Below are 19,567 nucleotides of genomic sequence, written 5' to 3'. Positions count from 1 at the left end.
CATTACCTTTGAGTTAACCATTGTTTCAAGACTTGAATATCGTGTTGATACCCATTTTTAATTTCATCTATCCAGTCACCAATATTTTCCCACCAAGCAGGTAGCTCTGGCGACTGTGCCTTTTGTGCAACGTTTTGGATGTGTTTCAAACCAATTGAACCCGCAGCACCCTTGATTTTGTGTGCTTCTGAAACAATGCCTGCTTGATCTTTTGCTACCATATTGGAATCTAGCACTTCAACGTAACTGGGCATCATCTGCTCGAACATTTGGATACTTTCCAGCACAGGTTTCGGGCCAACAATATCGATATAAGACTCAAGCATTTCAAGATCGAGCAAATGCGTGTTCAACTCACTGTGTTCTTCTGAGGCAGCCTTAACCTTAGCGTCGGCAAGTTGAATCGCCTCACTATGGGTGAATTTTGCAATCACCTCTTGAATCGCCAGTACTGACAATGGTTTACTGATCGCGTCATCCATCCCTTTCTCTAGATATTCAGCTTTATTTTTCAATACGTTGGCGGTCAATGCAACAAGTGGCGGAAGGTTATCATAAGTTTCTCGATAAAACGCAGCGACATCAAACCCGGTCATGTCTGGCAGTTGAATGTCGAGGAAAACCAGATCGTACTTTTGCGGCACAAATTTTTGTTTGGCTTCTTCACCTGTCATAGCGACGGTAACCGTGTGTCCTAAACTTTCTAGCAAAGAACGAGCAACTGTAATATTGAGCTCAATATCTTCAACCATAAAAATGGCTAAACTTTTTTGAGGAACGGGTAACGTTGGTTTGAATTGGGCATCTTGTGCCAAAGGCACACGAATTGAAACGGTGAAGGTGCTACCAAAACCTTCTTCACTGCTCACAGAAATATCACCATCCATCAAGTTGATTAACTGACGAGATACCGCTAAGCCAATCCCCGTGCCAACAGCGTGTAAATTGTCCTTACCCGATTTAACTTGGTAATACATGGCGAAGATTTTATCGAGTTCAGCTTCCGGTATACCAATGCCTGTGTCTTCAACTTCCATGGTAATGCGCGCAAACTTATCCTCAATGTCAGCGCAGACCGTCATGACGACGCCACCTTCTTTGGTAAATTTCATCGCATTGCTTATCAGGTTCCACAATACCTGACGCAAGCGCGTAGCATCCACTTCAATCGCAACAGGTAAATCACTGAGCCGTTCGAGATCAAACCTAAGCCCTTTTTGCTCTGCCATCAACGCCGAGATGCTTTCAATTTCAGCAACAAATTCTTCAAAATTCAACGGCGCTGGCAGTAGCTCTAGTTTCCGGCGGTCAAACTTATCCATATCAATGATATCGTTGAAGATATTACCTAACGTAATGGCACTGACATTAATGGTCTGCATGTACTTACGCTGTTCTGGGGTCATGGGGCTATCGAGCAACATGCGGCTCAAACCAACGATACCGTTGAGTGGTGTGCGCAATTCGTGGCTGATGGTCGAAATAAAAGTGGTTTTATCCCGGCTCGCTTTTTCCAAAGACTCTTGATTGCGTTTACGTTCGGTAATGTCTCGCCCAAAGCCCACCAACCCTAAGTGGCGGCCATCTTTGCTATAAAAAGGGACTTTGCGCAGTTCAAAATAGTTTTTGCGACCATCAGGGTATTCAAGCCACTGCTCATAAGTGATGGCTTGATTGTCAGCAAACACTTTTTCGTCAGTTTCAACGATCTGTTGCGCGACTTCTTTGCTATAGACATCCCACGGAGTTAACCCAACCAACTGATGCTCACGCTTGCCCGTTAGCTCTTCCATCGCTCGGTTGCAGCCAGAAAAAACGCCGTTCGCATTACGGTAGTAAATCAGATCAGGAGAGGCATCGATAAAAGAGCGCAATAAGGCGGTTCTTTCTGCCAATTCAAGCTGCGTTTTTTCGCGTTGATAGACCTCATTTTCTAAATCGGCCATCGCCTCTTCACGCGCTTCCTCTGCCTTAATTCGCTCTTCAATTTCTTGGTTGAGTTTTTCGATATTTTGCTGAAGCTTATAATTGAGTTCTTGATCGCGTGAGCGCATGTCTTTGAGCTTAGAAACCAACTTCGAGAGGCGTTGACGTGACTCTTCTAACTGATCGACCACCACTGAAAGAAAATAGACCGCCCAAGGCGTGATCAATAAACCAAAAAAGACGGAACGAACGATGTCGATATCATCAACATAACCATTGAGCACCAACGTGATACCAACTTGCACCACCACTGCCAAGGCCACTAAAGCGAGCGCTAGAAGAATGGAGAAACGGAGAATGCCCAGTTTGACCAATAGGTCGACATAGTACTGGGCAAGGTTTTTCATGGGTTTCATTAAACACTTCCATGTAATAACAGTGCCACTAGTCTAACGCGTTTAACGTCGATTCGTCAGCCAAGTTAATCACAAGGATTTGCGAAATTGCTTGAATCTTTAGCTGTTTGGAAGCGCATAGACAAACGGTCGACTTAAGCGTGAGCCTTGTGCGCCACCTTGATTAAGTGCTCGACCTATTTCGGTCATCGCAAGCCAACGATTTTCACACCACAGTGGCGCAAGCAGGGTCGGCCGCCGGGCGGCTGACGAGACTCGGTGATAAATGATCTCAGGTGGCGTCATTTGAATCAATTCACTCGCAATGGAAACATACTCTTCTAACGTTGGCGCTTGTAATTTTCCTGCTCGCCACGCTTTGGCCATCGTACTGCCTTCAACAATATGCAACCCATGTAACTTGATACCATCAGTGCCTACCGTTAAGACTTGCTTTAAGGTTTGAAGATTATCGGTACGCGTTTCTTTAGGTAGCCCCACAATGAGATGCGTGCATACTTTGATCCCCAAGGCTCGAGCGCGCTCAGTGATCAACGCATAACATTCAAAATCATGACCACGGTTGATCCGTTTGAGCGTTTGATTATTGGCGGTTTGCAAACCCAGTTCGAGCCAAATTTCAAAACCTTGTCGCACATAATCGGCCAATAAATCGAGCACAGCATCGGGTACACAATCAGGCCGAGTGCCAACGCATAACCCAACAATGTCAGCCGATTGAAGCGCTTGCTGATACATATTTTTCAACACCTGCACTTCCGCATAGGTACTGGTATAAGCTTGAAAATACGCGAGATATTTTTTGGCACGTTTGATTTCACCAGCGCGTTCTGTCAATTGCTGCTCAATACTTTGGGCTTGTGTTTCTTCATCAGCAAAAGAAGCGACATTACAGAAGGTGCAACCACCTCGCCCAATCGTGCCATCTCGATTCGGACAGCTAAAACCACCATGCAGGGTCAGCTTGTGAACTTTTTCGCCATAACGGCGCTGCAGATCTTGGCCGATCGTGTTAACCAGTTGATGTAATTGCATTGAAGAAATACCGCTTATAGATAGTAATGAATCTCAGTTAGATTTATGTAACTAAATTACATCCCTGCAAAATAAATTCACAAAGAGTAGCCGTATCAAACACTCTCCAACCTAACAAAAATCAATAAACATTCATAAAAATAGCGTTATTTGCTTAATGTTGCACCAATGTTAAACGGTACATGCATTTTTAACGAAAAAAATGGGCGACTAAAATGAGTTTTCGTTGGAATTCCTATAAACAAAATTGTAGGATACTTACACATCCGCCCTATTTTTTGTGATATTCCTTACATAAATAGTTGTGGAAAAATCGGTGATATTCGCACCCCTCCTATACAAACCACTAGCAAGTGGCATAAATAAATTGAATATCACTAAGGAATGTTTTTCTCGCCATATTTTTCCGGCGAGAGACGGAAAGGATTCGAACCCGCCAACACAGGCAGGTTTAGATTGATAACAATTAAAGGACAAGTCGCATCGCTAAGTATGCCTTAGCACACGTGCGTCTAAATTGAACTGGAAGGATGTATCTATGGTAGATAGAGAGCAGGATTCACGAGGTCTATATACTCCTGAATTGGAGCATGACGCTTGTGGTATCGGTTTTGTTGCCCACCTGAAAAACCGTAAGTCTCACCAAGTAGTGACTCAAGCTTTAGACATGCTTGCTCGTATGGAACACCGTGGTGGCCAAGGCTGTGACCCATGTTCTGGTGATGGCGCAGGTATCTTATTACAAAAACCCCATGAGTTTTTACTTGAAGAGACCGTTAAACTTGGCTTAAAACTGCCTTCGTTTGAAAAGTACGGCGTCGGCGTGGTGCTGTTTCCAAGAGATGAGCACAAACGCGCCCAGTGTCGTGATATTTTAGAACGCAACGCCAAGAGACTCGATTTAGAAGTACTGGGTTATCGCGTTTTGCCAACCGATAACTCCATGATTGGCGCAGACCCACTTAGCACTGAGCCTCAATTTGAGCACGTTTTCATCTCCGGTGGCCCAAGTACCACCCCCGCAGAATTAGAGCGTAAATTGTACGTTCTGCGTAATTACACCGTTCGAGTCTGCTTAGAAAGCGTGTCCAACATTGGTGATGATTTTTACATCAACTCCATGTCTTACAAAACCTTGGTGTATAAAGGTCAGCTCACCACAGAGCAAGTACCACAGTACTTCCTTGATCTACAAAATCCGACCATGGTGACCGCGCTGGCGCTGGTGCATTCTCGTTTTTCGACCAATACATTCCCTAAATGGCGCTTAGCTCAGCCTTTCCGTTACATTGCGCACAACGGCGAAATCAACACAGTTCGCGGCAATTTAAACTGGATGAAAGCGCGCGAAGCGATCCTCGAATCAGATTTGTTTACACAAGCTGAAATCGACATGCTGCTGCCAATTTGCCAAGAAGGCAGTTCAGATTCCGCCAACTTCGATATGGCATTAGAGTTACTGGTTCTGTCTGGCCGCAGCCTGCCACACGCCCTGATGATGATGATCCCTGAAGCGTGGCAAGAAAATAAAAATATGGATCCAACCCGCCGCGCATTTTACCAATACCATGCTAACGTCATGGAACCGTGGGATGGCCCAGCATCAGTATGTTTTACTGATGGTGTACAAGTTGGCGCAACACTGGACCGTAACGGCCTGCGCCCATCACGTTATACCGTGACTAAAGATGATTTTCTGATCATGGCTTCTGAATCTGGCGTGGTTGAAATTGCACCAGAGAACGTGGAATACCGCGGCCGTTTACAGCCCGGACGTATCTTTGTCGCTGATTTAGAGCAAGGACGCATCATTTCTGATGAGGAAGTGAAAGACAGCATTGCGAATGCGCAGCCCTACGCCAAATGGGTTGAAGAGAACCTCCTCAGCTTGAAAAAACTGCCTGAAGCGAGCAACCAGTACAGCCAACCTGCTCCTGAGCGTCTAATGTCCCGCCAACAATCGTTTGGCGTCAGCTCAGAAGAGGTGAATGAAATCATTCTTCCTTTGGCAAAAACCGGTTATGAACCGCTTTCGGCTATGGGTGCAGACTGGCCTCTAGCAGTGCTTTCGCATCAATCACAGCATCTCTCCAACTACTTTAAGCAACTGTTTGCTCAGGTCACCAACCCACCGATCGACCCGATCCGTGAAAGAATGGTGATGTCGCTCAATACTTACCTCGGTAAAGATCAGAACTTACTGACAGAGACCCCCCTGCACTGCTTAAAAGTCGAATTGGAATCTCCGGTTCTTTCCAACTCTGAGCTTGAGAAACTGCGCGCTATTGATAACGAACATCTGCAAGCGAAAACCTTAGATATCGTATTTCAAGCCAGTGAAGATCAAGGCAAATTGGAACGCGCGCTGAAACGCATTTGCCAATATGCAGAAGATGCGGTTATCGATGGTTACTCGATTATTTTATTGACCGACCGCGCGGTAAACTCAAACCATGCGGCGATCCCTGCAATGCTCGCTGTCGGTGCAGTTCATCACCACCTGATCCGTAAAGGCTTACGAGCGAAATGTGACATAGTGGTAGAAACCGGCGACGCACGTGAAACGCACCACTTTGCGACATTGATTGGCTATGGCGCAAATGCGGTTAACCCGTATTTAGTCATTGAAACTATTATCGATTTACAACGAGTCAAAAAACTCGACCCGACCATTGCAGCGAAAGATCTGTTTGACAATTACCGCAAAGGCATCAACGGCGGGCTACTGAAGATCTTCTCCAAAATGGGCATTTCCACACTGCAGTCTTACCACGGTGCGCAAATTTTTGAAGCGTTGGGCATCAGCAAATCAGTGGTAGATAAGTACTTCACTGGCACTGTATCGCGCATCCAAGGTTTGACCATTGATGACATCGCAAAAGAGGTGTTAGTTCGCCATCGCGTGGGCTACCCGACTCGCGAAGTTCCAGTGCAAGTGTTGGATGTGGGCGGCGTTTATCAGTGGAAACAGCGTGGCGAAAAACACCTGTTTAACCCAGAGACGATTTCGTTGCTGCAACAATCAACACGCAACAAAGATTATGTGCAGTTCAAGCAATACGCGAAAGCGGTAGATGACCAAGGCGACAACGCTGCCACGCTGCGTAGCCAGCTTGATTTTGTTAAAAATCCAGCCGGTTCGATTCCCATTGAGGAAGTGGAACCGATTGAACGTATTTTAAAACGCTTCGCAACCGGTGCCATGTCGTTTGGTTCAATCTCCTACGAAGCGCACTCAACGTTAGCCGTGGCGATGAACCGTATTGGCGCGAAATCCAACTCGGGTGAAGGCGGTGAAGATCCAGCACGCTTTGAACGCAAAGAAAATGGCGATTGGGAACGCTCTGCAATTAAACAGGTCGCTTCTGGTCGTTTTGGCGTGACCTCCTACTACCTCACCAATGCCGATGAACTACAGATCAAAATGGCTCAAGGCGCGAAACCAGGTGAAGGTGGGCAACTGCCGGGTGATAAAGTCGATGATTGGATCGGTGCGACACGCCACTCGACTCCGGGAGTCGGTCTTATTTCACCACCACCACATCACGATATCTATTCGATCGAAGATTTGGCGCAACTGATCTTTGATTTGAAAAACGCGAACCGTACCGGCCGCGTCAACGTGAAATTAGTTTCCGAAGCCGGGGTTGGTACTATCGCCTCTGGTGTGGCTAAAGCCAAAGCGGATGTGGTATTAATTGCTGGCTATGATGGCGGCACGGGTGCATCACCGATGTCTTCGATTCGTCACACAGGCTTACCTTGGGAGCTCGGCCTTGCTGAAACGCACCAAACCTTGCTTAAAAATGGCCTGCGTAATCGCATTGTGGTGCAAAGTGACGGTCAGATGAAAACACCACGTGACCTTGCAATGGCGACATTGTTAGGCGCGGAAGAGTGGGGGATTGCCACCGCTGCGCTAGTGGTTGAAGGGTGTATCATGATGCGTAAGTGTCATAAAAACACCTGCCCAGTAGGGATTGCGACACAGAACAAAACCTTGCGTGAGCGCTTTGATGGCCGCGTAGACGATGTGGTCACCTTCTTCCAATATATGGCGCAAGGCTTACGTGAAATCATGGCTGAACTGGGTTTCCGTACTATCGATGAAATGGTTGGCCAATCGCATAAACTGAAAGTGCGTGACAACATCAACCACTGGAAATACAAAAACCTCGATTTGTCACCAGTGTTGTACATTCAAGAGCCTCGTGCAGAAGATGGTGTTTATTGCCAAACCAAACAAAATCATCATCTAGAAAACGTGCTAGATCGTCAGCTAATTCAAGTAGCCAACCCCGCGCTTGAGAAAGGCGAAGCGGTTAACGCAGTCTTCCCTATCGTCAACACTGACCGTAGCACAGGTACTATGCTGTCGAACGAAATATCGAAGGTATACAAAGACCAAGGTCTACCTCAGCCAATGAAAGTTAAATTCAACGGCTCTGCAGGCCAATCATTCGGTGCATTCCTTGCTAAAGGTGTAACGTTTGAAGTGGAAGGTGATGCCAACGATTATTGGGGCAAAGGTTTATCTGGCGGTACGTTAGTGCTCTACCCTGACACGCGCTCAACCATCATTGCGCAAGATAATATCGTGGTGGGTAACGTCTGTTTCTATGGCGCAACTTCTGGTGAATCCTATATTCGCGGCCTTGCTGGAGAACGTTTCTGCGTGCGTAACTCAGGAGCTAAAGTAGTCGTAGAGGGTATCGGCGATCACGGCTGTGAATACATGACAGGTGGCGTCGCAGTGATCCTAGGTTCGACAGGACGTAACTTTGCGGCTGGTATGAGCGGCGGTGTAGCCTACGTGTGGAATCGACATGGAGACTTCGAAACTAAGCTTAACGCTGAATTGGTTGATCTCGACCCACTGCAACAAGAAGATACCGATCTGCTACGTGAGATGCTCAACAAGCATGTTCAGTTCACAGGAAGTGAAGTGGCTCAGTTATTCCTTGATAATTTTGAAGCAAACCTTACCCAAATGGTAAAAGTGATGCCGCGTGACTACAAAGCGGTTCTTCAAAAACGCAAGGTTGCAGCTGCGCAAGTACAAACGGAAGAAGTGGAGGCCGTATAAATGGGTAAACCTACTGGATTTTTAGAACATGGCCGCGAGCTGCCAAAAAAGCTCGATCCAACGGTTCGCATTCAAAACAACCAAGAGTTTGTCCTCAACGAAGAGTTTGGTAGCAAAATTAATACTCAAGCGTCTCGTTGCATGGACTGCGGAGTACCGTTTTGCCATAACGGTTGCCCTATCGGTAACATTATTCCTGAATTTAACGATGCCGTTTATCGTGATAGCTGGGAAGAAGCTTGGAAGATCTTAAGCTCAACCAATAACTTCCCCGAGTTTACTGGTCGCGTGTGCCCTGCACCTTGCGAAAGTTCGTGCGTACTCGGGATCAACCAAGATCCCATTACTATCTGTAATATCGAAAAAACCATCGTGGAAACGGCTTATCGCGAAGGCTATGCCAAAGCGAAAAAGCCGCGTTCTCGTACTGGAAAAACCATCGCTATCATTGGATCTGGCCCGGCAGGTTTGGCCGCAGCTGAGCAGTTGAACAGCGCGGGTCACTCAGTTACTGTGTTTGAACGTGATGAAAAAGTCGGCGGCCTGCTGCGTTTTGGCATTCCGGATTTCAAACTGGGTATGGACGTTATTGATCGCAAAATCAATTTGATGGCAGAAGCGGGCGTCAAGTTTGAAGTAAACGCACATATCGGTGTTGATATCAACGCACAGCAACTGCGCCAAGAGTTTGATGTCATCTTGCTTACTGGTGGCTCTACCGTGCCTCGTAACCTGCCGATTCCGGGGCGCGAGTTAAAAGGGGTTCATTTTGCGATGGAGTTTCTGGCACAAAATAACCGCCGCGCGAATAACATGGATCTTAAAACTGATGAGATCCACGCTAAGGGTAAACATGTGGTGGTGATTGGTGGTGGTGATACTGGTTCTGACTGTGTCGGAACCTCAAACCGACACGGCGCCGCAAGCATAACGCAAGTTGAAATCATGCCGATCCCAGCCAATAAACGCCCAGCCAACATGCCTTGGCCGCAATATCCAATGATTTTGCGCACCTCAACCTCCCACGAAGAGGGCTGCGAACGTCATTGGAATATTCTAACCAAAGAGTTCCTCGGCAACGAGCAAGGTCAAGTCACGGGGCTACGTGTTGCTGATATCGTTTGGCAAGATGCAAAACCGGGTGAGCGCCCGAACTTTGATGAAGTCGCGGGCAGTGAACGTATTATTGCGTGTGATATGGCTTTCCTTGCTATGGGCTTTTTACATCCAGAACCACATGGTGTACTTGCTCAGCTTGATATCAAGTTAGATGAGCGTGGTAATGTGGCAACACAAGGTTTTGCGACCAACCAAAAAGGTGTTTTCGCTGCAGGTGATATGCGCACAGGACAATCGTTAGTCGTACGTTGTATCAATGAAGGGCGCGAATGCGCACGCGAGATCGACGCTTACTTGATGGGCAACACCAACTTAGAAGCAAAAGCCGACTCATTGATGCTTTCAGCCTAGTGCCTCGCGCTCTTTGCGCTGGTTCAAGGTGATCCAGAGCGCTAAGCAGCGATGATTCCTTCCAACGTTCTACTTTTTGGCCAGCATTTAATGCTGGCCTTTTTTATGGCTAATTCTTATTCCATGAGATTACCCACGTTAACAAACTGTAACAACAAAAATTCTATCTCATTGAATATATTATATTAATCTAGATGATTAGGTGGTAAATCCCATTGCAACATGATTTTTCACCAACAACTTGACCTTTTGCACCATAAGCTATAGGTTGTGAAGTCAGTGAAAATTAAAATAATCATTTTTGTTAAAATTTAAATTGAGAATGAACGCATAATTACCCACTTAAAACAACAAAAATAGAATAGTTAGTCATTTACTGTCTGGATGACAGAGAAGCAAAGGGAGAATTGCAATGGCTCTATATGATCCAAGTTTAGAGAAAGACAACTGTGGATTTGGTTTGATCGCCCACATGGAAGGCCAAACCAGCCATAAATTAGTCAGAACCGCGATTTCAGCATTAGATCGCATGACCCACCGTGGCGGCATCGCAGCCGATGGTAAAACCGGTGATGGCTGTGGTCTATTACTACAAAAACCAGATAGTTACCTACGACTCATCGCTGAAGAAAAAGGCTGGAAGCTCGCCAAACAGTATGCGATTGGTATGATTTTCTTCAGCCAAGATCCGGTCAAAGCGCAATCAGCGCGCGATATTATCAACAAAGAACTGGCGCAAGAAACACTCACTGTGACAGGTTGGCGAACCGTACCAACAAACCAATCTGTACTTGGCCCCATTGCTGCCGAATCCGTGCCTGATATTCAACAAGTCTTTATTAGTGCTCCAGCGGGTTGGCGTGAACGAGACATTGAACGACGCCTTTACATTGCTCGCCGTCGCATTGAAAAACAGATCACCGAAGATCGTGATTTCTATATTTGCTCACTATCGACTCAAGTCATTGTTTACAAAGGCTTGTGCATGCCTGCAGACCTACCGCGCTTTTATCTTGACCTAGCTGATCTACGGATGGAATCAGCCATTTGCTTGTTCCACCAGCGCTTTTCAACCAATACTCAGCCACGTTGGCCACTGGCACAGCCGTTCCGCTACTTAGCGCACAATGGTGAAATCAATACTATCGAAGGGAACCGTCAATGGGCGCGAGCACGGGCTTACAAATTTGCCTCTCCCCTACTACCGGATCTGCAAACCGCCGCGCCATTTGTCAATGAAACAGGTTCCGATTCATCAAGCTTAGACAACATGCTCGATCTGTTTTTAGCGGGGGGAATGGATATTTTCCGTGCCATGCGTATGTTAGTGCCGCCGGCGTGGCAAAATCACCCTGATATGGACCCAGACCTTCGTGCCTTTTACGACTTTAACTCAAAACACATGGAGCCATGGGATGGCCCAGCTGGCATTGTGTTATCGGATGGCCGTTATGCTGCTTGTAACCTTGATCGCAATGGCCTTCGCCCTGCGCGTTATGTGATCACCAAAGATAAACTCATCACCCTCGCCTCTGAAGTCGGAATTTGGGATTACGCGCCCGATGAAGTGGCTGAAAAAGGCCGCGTTGGGCCCGGTGAACTGCTGGTGATCGACACCCGTCATGGGAAATTGTGGCAATCTAGTGAAATTGATAACGATCTCAAAAGCCGCCACCCTTATGGCGAGTGGATGAAAAATAACGTCCACCGATTAACGCCATTTTCTGAACTCAGTGACGATTTGGTGGGCGAGCGCAGCTTTGACAATGACGAGCTGAAAACCTATCAAAAACAGTTTGCAATGAGCAACGAAGAGATTGATCAAGTACTGCGCGTACTGGGAGATGTAGGCCAAGAAGCGGTGGGATCAATGGGTGATGATACGCCGATGGCGGTGCTCTCTTCGAAAGAGCGCTTGGTTACCGATTATTTCCGCCAAAAATTTGCCCAAGTTACGAACCCGCCTATCGATCCACTGCGTGAAAAGCACGTGATGTCACTAGCCACCAGCATCGGCCAAGAGATGAACGTGTTCTGTGAAACCGATGGTCACGCTTATCGTGTTACCTTTGATTCACCTATCTTGCTCTATTCCGACATGCAACAGCTATTGGATCTCAGCGACAAACACTATCGCAATACCATTTTAGACATCAATTACGATCCACAGCATAAGGATCTCAAGCAAGCTTTGCTCGAACTTTGCCAACAAGCAGAGGAGGCCGTACGCCAAGGATCGGTATTGATCGTATTGTCTGACCGCGCTTTGCATAAAGATAAACTGCCGATCCCAGCGGCAATGGCAGTGGGCGCAGTACACACTCGCTTAGTCGAAGCCAATTTACGCTGCGATGCAAACATCATTATCGAAACCGCCACCGCACGTGACCCTCATCAATTTGCAGTCTTAATCGGCTTTGGCGCAACCGCCGTCTACCCTTACTTGGCCTACGAAACGCTCGGCAAAATGATTGATGATGGCACGTTGGAAAAAAGCTATCGCGAGGTGATGCAAAACTACCGGTACGGTATCGACAAAGGTTTATTGAAAATCATGTCGAAAATGGGAATTTCAACCGTTGCCTCTTATCGCTGCTCGCAGCTGTTTGAAGCGGTTGGCCTACATAGCGACGTAGTTCAGTTGTGTTTTAAAGGCGTCACCACGCGCATTCAAGGTGCTAACTTCGAAGACTTCCAACAAGATCTATTTAATTTAGCGCGCAAAGCGTGGACCAAACGTAAAACGCTCGAACAAGGTGGCTTATTAAAATACGTGCATGGTGGTGAATACCATGCCTATAACCCAGATGTGGTTGGTACCTTACAAGCCGCAGTTAAATCAGGTGAAAGCGCCGATTACCAAAGCTTTGCCCAGCAGGTCAACGCACGCCCCGTCGCGATGCTACGCGATTTACTGCGCTTAAAAAAATCAGCGACACCGCTAGCACTGGAAAAAATCGAACCCAGTACGGAGCTATTTAAACGTTTTGATTCTGCGGCGATGTCGATTGGCGCCTTAAGCCCAGAAGCTCATGAAGCGTTAGCGACCGCAATGAACCGCTTAGGCGGCTACTCCAACTCTGGTGAAGGTGGAGAAGATCCACGCCGTTTTGGCACTGAACGTAACTCCCGTATTAAGCAGGTCGCATCAGGGCGTTTTGGCGTGACTCCGCATTACCTCACCAATGCTGACGTACTGCAAATTAAAGTGGCGCAAGGAGCGAAGCCGGGTGAAGGTGGCCAACTTCCCGGCCATAAAGTGACCGCAGAAATTGCCAAGTTGCGCTATTCAGTGCAAGGCGTGACCTTAATTTCGCCACCGCCACACCATGATATTTATTCGATTGAAGATTTAGCCCAGCTGATTTTCGATCTCAAACAAGTTAACCCAAAAGCTTTGGTTTCGGTCAAATTGGTTTCAGAGCCGGGCGTTGGTACCATTGCCACTGGCGTTGCCAAAGCCTACGCCGACCTTATCACTATTTCCGGTTATGACGGCGGTACAGCGGCTAGCCCACTCACCTCGGTAAAATACGCTGGTAGCCCTTGGGAACTCGGCCTTGCTGAAACCCAACAAGCGTTAGTCGCAAACGGCCTGCGCCACAAAATTCGACTTCAAGTTGACGGTGGTCTAAAAACAGGACTGGACGTGATTAAAGGCGCGATTTTAGGTGCCGAAAGCTTCGGTTTTGGCACAGCTCCTATGGTCGCGATGGGCTGTAAATTCTTACGGATTTGCCACCTTAATAACTGTGCGACAGGCGTAGCAACGCAAGATGAAACGCTGCGTAAAGAGTATTTCAAAGGCTTACCTGAGATGGTGATGAACTATTTCATCGGTCTTGCCGACGAAGTCCGTGGTTACTTGGCGCAGTTGGGCGTTGAAAAGCTCACCGATCTGATTGGCCGCACCGATTTACTGGAAGTACTTGAAGGGATGACCGCTAAGCAAAGCAAATTGGACTTATCCGGTTTATTGGAAGCGCCAGTATCCGCTCAGGGTCATCCGCTTTACTGGACTCAACCCAATACACCGTTTGATAAAGGACAACTTAACCAACAATTTGTCGATGACGCTTTAGCGGCAGTTGAAGCACAACAATCGATCAGCTTGTATTATAACGTACAGAATACTGACCGCTCGCTCGGTGCTCGCCTATCTGGTGAAATCGCCAAACGTTATGGTAACCAAGGCGTAGCCGCCTCGCCGATTAAAATTTATCTCGATGGCACAGCAGGTCAGTCATTTGGTGTATGGAACGCGGGTGGTGTTGAGCTTTACCTTACTGGTGATGCCAATGACTATGTTGGTAAAGGGATGGCAGGCGGAAAGCTGGTCATCAAACCCCACCTTGGTACCGCTTTTAACTGCAACGACGCTACGATCATCGGCAACACCTGTTTATATGGCGCAACGGGCGGCAAGCTGTTTGCGGCTGGCAAAGCGGGAGAGCGTTTTGGTGTGCGTAACTCTGGCACTATCACAGTTATCGAAGGCGCTGGTGATAACGCTTGCGAATACATGACCGGCGGAATCGTCGCCATTTTGGGCGCAACAGGCGTTAACTTTGGCGCGGGTATGACGGGCGGCTTTGCTTACGTCATGGATGAAAACGGTGATTTCCAAGGTCGAGTCAACAGTGAATCAGTAGAGGCTATTTCATTGCAAGATCTCTACATTCACCAAGAACATTTACGTGGTTTAATTGCCGAGCATTTGGAAGAGACGGGGTCGGTGCATGCTGAACAGATCTTAGCGAACTTTGATGAATGGATTCCAAAGTTCTATCTCATCAAACCCCAAGCGGCGGATCTGCAAACCCTACTCGGCCATCAAAGCCGCAGTGCCGCCGAACTTCGCGTTCAAGCGCAATAATTGGAAGGAGCCAGATTAATGAGCCAGAACGTATACCAATTTATTGATGTGAATCGAGTTGATCCGGCAAAAAAGCCGCTCACTATTCGCAAAATCGAGTTCGTCGAAATTTACGAACCCTTTACTAAACAGCAAGCGACCGCTCAAGCGGATCGCTGCTTAGATTGCGGCAACCCTTACTGCGAATGGAAATGCCCAGTACACAACTACATTCCGCAATGGCTAAAACTGGCCAACGAAGGGCGCATTATTGAAGCCGCTGAACTATCGCACCAAACCAACAGCTTGCCCGAAGTGTGTGGGCGAGTCTGCCCACAAGATCGCCTCTGTGAAGGTTCTTGTACCCTAAACAATAACTTTGGTGCGGTCACCATAGGTAACATCGAAAAATACATTAACGACAAAGCGTTTGAGATGGGCTGGAAACCAGACATGTCACACGTGGAGTGGACGGATAAGAAAGTAGCGATCATTGGTGCAGGCCCAGCAGGCCTAGCCGCAGCCGATATTTTAGTGCGCAACGGAGTAAAGCCCGTGGTGTTTGATCGCTATCCTGAAATTGGTGGTTTGCTAACCTTTGGTATTCCCTCTTTCAAACTTGAAAAAGGCGTAATGGAAAACCGCCGCCGCATTTTCAGTGAGATGGGCGTCGAATTTCAGCTCAACATCGAAGTAGGTAAAGACATCACACTGCAAACGCTGCTTAATGAATATGATGCGGTTTTTCTCGGTGTAGGGACTTACCAAAACATGCGCGCAGGGCTAGAAAATGAAGAGGCAAACGGTGTTTACGATGCTCTACCCTTCTTGGTGTCAAATACTTATAAAGTGATGGGTTTGGAATCACCCCAACCATTTATTGATATGGCGGGCAAAAAAGTCGTGGTACTTGGAGGCGGAGACACTGCGATGGATTGCGTGCGTACTTCCATTCGCCAACATGCCGCCAAAGTGATTTGTGCCTACCGACGCGATGAAGAGAACATGCCGGGTTCACGCCGAGAAGTGAAAAATGCCAAAGAAGAAGGCGTAGAATTTATGTTCAACCTGCAACCGCTCGCCATTGAGGTCAATGAACAAGGCCAAGTGAGTGGCGTTAAAGTGGTGCAAACCGCCTTGGGGGAGCCTGACGCGGCTGGGCGTCGCAAGCCCGAGCCCGTTACGGGTAGCGAACATGTGTTGGCAGCCGATGCCGTCATTATGGCGTTTGGTTTTCAGCCACATGCCATGCCATGGCTTGAGCCATTCGGTGTTGAACTTGATCAATGGGGACGCATTAAGGCCGCGTCGCAGCAATCGTTCCAGTACCAAACCAGTAATGAAAAAATTTTTGCTGGTGGGGATGCCGTGCGCGGCTCCGATCTGGTCGTCACGGCCATTGACGAAGGGCGCAAAGCCGCAGAAGGAATACTTGACTACTTAGGTCTTTAAGCCTTAACTGCTTAATATCCTTGAAGGATTCATGGTAACGTGAATCCTTTTTTCTTAGGCCATTTTCCTTCAACCATCGACACTGCAGCTTGCTTGTATTTTGGCGATTGGTAATGAGGATTCATTTGATAAGGACTATCATGCGCGTAGTACTAAGTTTACTGATGTTTGCCACACTAACCGCTTGCAGCCAAGGAGTGACAACTATGACCGATCGCACTGCGACCCCTTGCGGAAATAAACCGAATTGCGTTTCAACTCAAGATGAGCGTAACGCGTTCTCGCTCTCTCCCTTTATCCTCAAAACAGGCGTCTCTTTAGATAAAATTGAAGCGGTTGCGCTTTCTATTCCTCGCTCTAAAACGGCGGTGAAAGAGGACAATTATCTCCGCATTGAATGCACCAGTCGTATTTGGCGATTTGTGGATGATCTTGAACTTAAGATAGAGAACGGCCGTTTAATCGTACGATCTGAATCGCGCATTGGTTATTCAGATATGGGCGTCAATCGTAAGCGAGCAGAAACACTGCGAGAAAACCTCACCAAAGCAGGCTTGATTGAATAGTTGCTCGATATCGCACTGGCGGAAAGTTTCGTGCTAAACTTCGGCCAATTTAGCTATACCCAAACAACTTGGAGTTGCAGGTAGGCGGCAAGTGAGTGAGTCCCTATGAGCATAGGCAAACTATGTGATTGGGGTGAACGAACGTAGCCAACACCGCTGCGGCTTCAAGTAGGAAGGGCATATTCACCAGATATTTACTATTAACCGAATATTTACTACTAACCGAATAAGAGAAACCTCATGAAAATCGGCATTATTGGCGCGATGGAGCAAGAAGTCGCGATATTAAAAAACGCAATCGACAATGTTCAAGAAGTCAGCAAAGCGGGCTGCACCTATTTTTCAGGTCAAATCCATGGGGTGGATGTGGTGCTGCTACAATCTGGCATTGGTAAAGTCGCCGCAGCCATTGGCACCACTCTTTTACTTAATGAATACCAACCAGATGTAGTGATTAACACCGGTTCTGCAGGTGGTTTTGATTCAAGCTTAACCATGGGTGATGTAGTCATTTCAAGCGAAGTTCGTCACCATGATGCCGATGTAACAGCATTTGGCTATGAAATGGGGCAAATGGCAGGTCAACCAGCCGCTTTCAAAGCGGATGATGCTTTGATCCGCGTTGCAGAACAAGCACTCACACACATCAAAGATAAGCACGCGGTACGCGGCCTGATTTGTACCGGAGATGCTTTCGTTTGTACCGCTGAGCGTCAAAGCTTTATTCGCCAACACTTCCCAACAGTGATTGCGGTTGAGATGGAAGCTTCAGCAATTGCACAAACTTGCCACCAATTCAAAGTGCCTTTTGTGGTCGTTCGCGCCATTTCAGATGTAGCCGACAAAGCGTCTCCGATGTCCTTTGATGAATTTTTACCGCTTGCCGCACAAAGCTCATCAGAAATGGTGATGAAGATGGTCGAACTGCTTAAGTAAGCAGTGACAGACTCAACATGGACGAGTTAATCACCTACTTGTATGCCAACGGTACGCTCCTCGTGATGTGGGGAGCGGTTGCCTTTCATCTTATTTTACCCATCCCGCGTAACGCTCATCCCGTCACTTTGTGGCGAAAATTTGCGGAAATATTAGCGGATAAAGTCAATACCAGTAGCAGTTATTCACAAAGCCTACTTTCCGGCACACTGGCTTGGCTATTGATGTGCCTCCCCGCATGGGTCACCTTAGTCGCGTTAAAACCTTTGGTATGGCAACCTCAACTATTTGATTTAGCGCTACTATTACTCGCATTTGATTGGCGTAGCCAAGAGTTATTAGCCAATCAGCTTATCGGCGCACTCAGTAAAGAAGACAAAAAATACGCTCGCAGCGTGCTTGCCCCTTTTGTGAATCGTGAAACCGATAGCTTGTCAGCGCTGGGGTTAGGTAAGGCGGGGGCTGAAACCGTCATTATTGGCTATGGGCGCAACGTGATCGCGGTGCTGTTTTGGTACGCCTGTCTTGGCGGTATTGGCGCGTTGATGTACCGTCTCATCGCTGAACTCGCCAGAGCTTGGGCGCCTTCGCGAGCGGCGTTTCATCCTTTTGGTATTCCATCGGTACGCTTGCTGGCTGTGCTTGACTTTGTGCCACTGCGCCTATTTAGCCTATTGATTATCATTGGTCGCAACGCATCAAACACCTTCTCAGCCATGTTACAACAAAGCCGCTTATGGCCACTCCCGGGGCCTGCATGGCTGTTAACCGCCGTCGGCAATAAACTATCACTGGCCTTAGGTGGCCCAGCTATCTACGGTGATAAAAAAGCCCTGCGCGTAAAAATAGGCGGACGTATCGCCCCATCAGCCTTCCACCTTGCGCAAATCCAAAAACTGTTAGCTTGGCGTATTTTCGCGTGGATAGCATTAGAGAGCGTGATACTGCTGCTCGTCCATCAAGGATTTTAGATGCGTTTACTGTTTCTCAATGTTGTCGTCACGCTGTGCGTGGCTTTTCCAGTTCAAGCGCAAGTTAAACGCATCATTAGCTTAGCCCCTCATGCCACGGAATTGGCCTTTGCGGCTGGCCTTGGTGATAAATTGGTGGCCGTCAGCGAGTACAGTGACTACCCAGCACAAGCACTCAAACTCGAAAAAGTGGCCAATTACCAAGGGTTGAATATAGAACGCATTCTTACCCTAAAACCGGATTTAGTGATTGCTTGGCCTGCAGGTAATCCGGCGAAGGAGCTCGATAAATTAGAGCAGTTAGGACTGACGATTTATACGACAAAAACTCAAAAACTCGATGACATTGCCAATAATATTGAAGCACTTAGCCAATTTGCCGATGATCCGAGTATCGGCCAGCAAGCGGCGCGTGATTTTCGTCAATCACTCATCACTCTGAAACAGAGTTATGGCAGCCAAAGTAAAGTTCGTTATTTCTATCAACTCAGTGAAAAACCGATCATCACACTGGCCAAAGGCAGTTGGCCCAGTGAGGTCTTTGAATTTTGTGGCGGCGAAAATATTTTTGCCAACAGCGCATCCCCCTACCCTCAAGTTGGGATTGAGCAAGTGCTGCTGGCTAAACCTGATGTAATTTTCACCTCTGAACATGCGATAAAAAATGGCACGATGTGGCAAAAGTGGCAACAGCAACTACCCGCTGTACAAAACGGGTTTGTGTGGGCATTGACCTCAGATTGGTTAAATCGACCAACGCCCAGAACACTGCAAGCGATAGAAGAAGTGTGTGAGTACTTTTCCGTCGTTCGCCAAAAACGCTAACGCTTGCGTAATAAAATCTCGTACAATTC

General features: G+C 47.4%; 10 protein-coding genes. 8 read left to right on the top strand and 2 right to left on the bottom strand.

Features of this window, described 5'->3' with window-relative positions; genetic code table 11:
* Positions 1 to 2 precede the first annotated feature (2 nt).
* Together arcB and AACR75_RS01730 are read right to left on the bottom strand one after the other, a co-directional pair.
* Positions 3 to 2,342 (bottom strand): aerobic respiration two-component sensor histidine kinase ArcB, encoded by a 2,340-nt coding sequence (arcB, locus tag AACR75_RS01735; protein ID WP_047691589.1) that lies wholly within the window; start codon positions 2,340 to 2,342, stop codon positions 3 to 5.
* Positions 2,343 to 2,441: 99 nt separating this feature from the next.
* On the bottom strand, positions 2,442 to 3,377 hold the full coding sequence (locus AACR75_RS01730) for a TIGR01212 family radical SAM protein (protein ID WP_047691586.1): 936 nt from the start codon (positions 3,375 to 3,377) through the stop codon (positions 2,442 to 2,444).
* Positions 3,378 to 3,915: 538 nt separating this feature from the next.
* Here AACR75_RS01730 and gltB (AACR75_RS01725) point away from each other — a divergent pair.
* From gltB (AACR75_RS01725) to btuF, 8 genes are all read left to right on the top strand, one after another.
* The gene (gene gltB / locus AACR75_RS01725; RefSeq protein ID WP_047691583.1) at positions 3,916 to 8,463 is read left to right on the top strand and encodes a glutamate synthase large subunit; all 4,548 of its coding nucleotides are present in this window, start codon (positions 3,916 to 3,918) and stop codon (positions 8,461 to 8,463) included.
* Positions 8,464 to 9,933, top strand: coding sequence for a glutamate synthase subunit beta (locus AACR75_RS01720; protein ID WP_013856103.1), 1,470 nt, complete (start codon positions 8,464 to 8,466; stop codon positions 9,931 to 9,933).
* 412 nt (positions 9,934 to 10,345) lie between these two features.
* Positions 10,346 to 14,809 (top strand): glutamate synthase large subunit, encoded by a 4,464-nt coding sequence (gene gltB, locus AACR75_RS01715; RefSeq protein ID WP_047691581.1) that lies wholly within the window; start codon positions 10,346 to 10,348, stop codon positions 14,807 to 14,809.
* Between the two features lie 18 nt (positions 14,810 to 14,827).
* On the top strand, positions 14,828 to 16,240 hold the full coding sequence (locus AACR75_RS01710; protein WP_047691579.1) for an FAD-dependent oxidoreductase: 1,413 nt from the start codon (positions 14,828 to 14,830) through the stop codon (positions 16,238 to 16,240).
* 140 nt (positions 16,241 to 16,380) lie between these two features.
* Complete coding sequence (locus tag AACR75_RS01705) at positions 16,381 to 16,806, top strand: DUF1499 domain-containing protein (RefSeq protein ID WP_081244961.1); 426 nt, start codon at positions 16,381 to 16,383, stop codon at positions 16,804 to 16,806.
* A gap of 240 nt (positions 16,807 to 17,046) precedes the next feature.
* Positions 17,047 to 17,742 (top strand): 5'-methylthioadenosine/S-adenosylhomocysteine nucleosidase, encoded by a 696-nt coding sequence (gene mtnN, locus AACR75_RS01700; RefSeq protein WP_047691577.1) that lies wholly within the window; start codon positions 17,047 to 17,049, stop codon positions 17,740 to 17,742.
* Between the two features lie 17 nt (positions 17,743 to 17,759).
* Entirely contained in the window at positions 17,760 to 18,713 is a 954-nt protein-coding gene (locus tag AACR75_RS01695) for a cobalamin biosynthesis family protein (protein WP_047691575.1), read from the top strand.
* Positions 18,714 to 19,538 (top strand): vitamin B12 ABC transporter substrate-binding protein BtuF, encoded by an 825-nt coding sequence (btuF, locus tag AACR75_RS01690; RefSeq protein WP_047691573.1) that lies wholly within the window; start codon positions 18,714 to 18,716, stop codon positions 19,536 to 19,538.
* The last annotated feature ends 29 nt before the right edge of the window (positions 19,539 to 19,567 follow it).

This window comes from Vibrio sp. ZOR0018 (genome assembly GCF_963865925.1).
In the GTDB taxonomy this organism is placed as follows: Bacteria; Pseudomonadota; Gammaproteobacteria; order Enterobacterales; family Vibrionaceae; genus Vibrio; species Vibrio anguillarum.
This window is presented reverse-complemented; position numbering and strand designations above follow the sequence as displayed.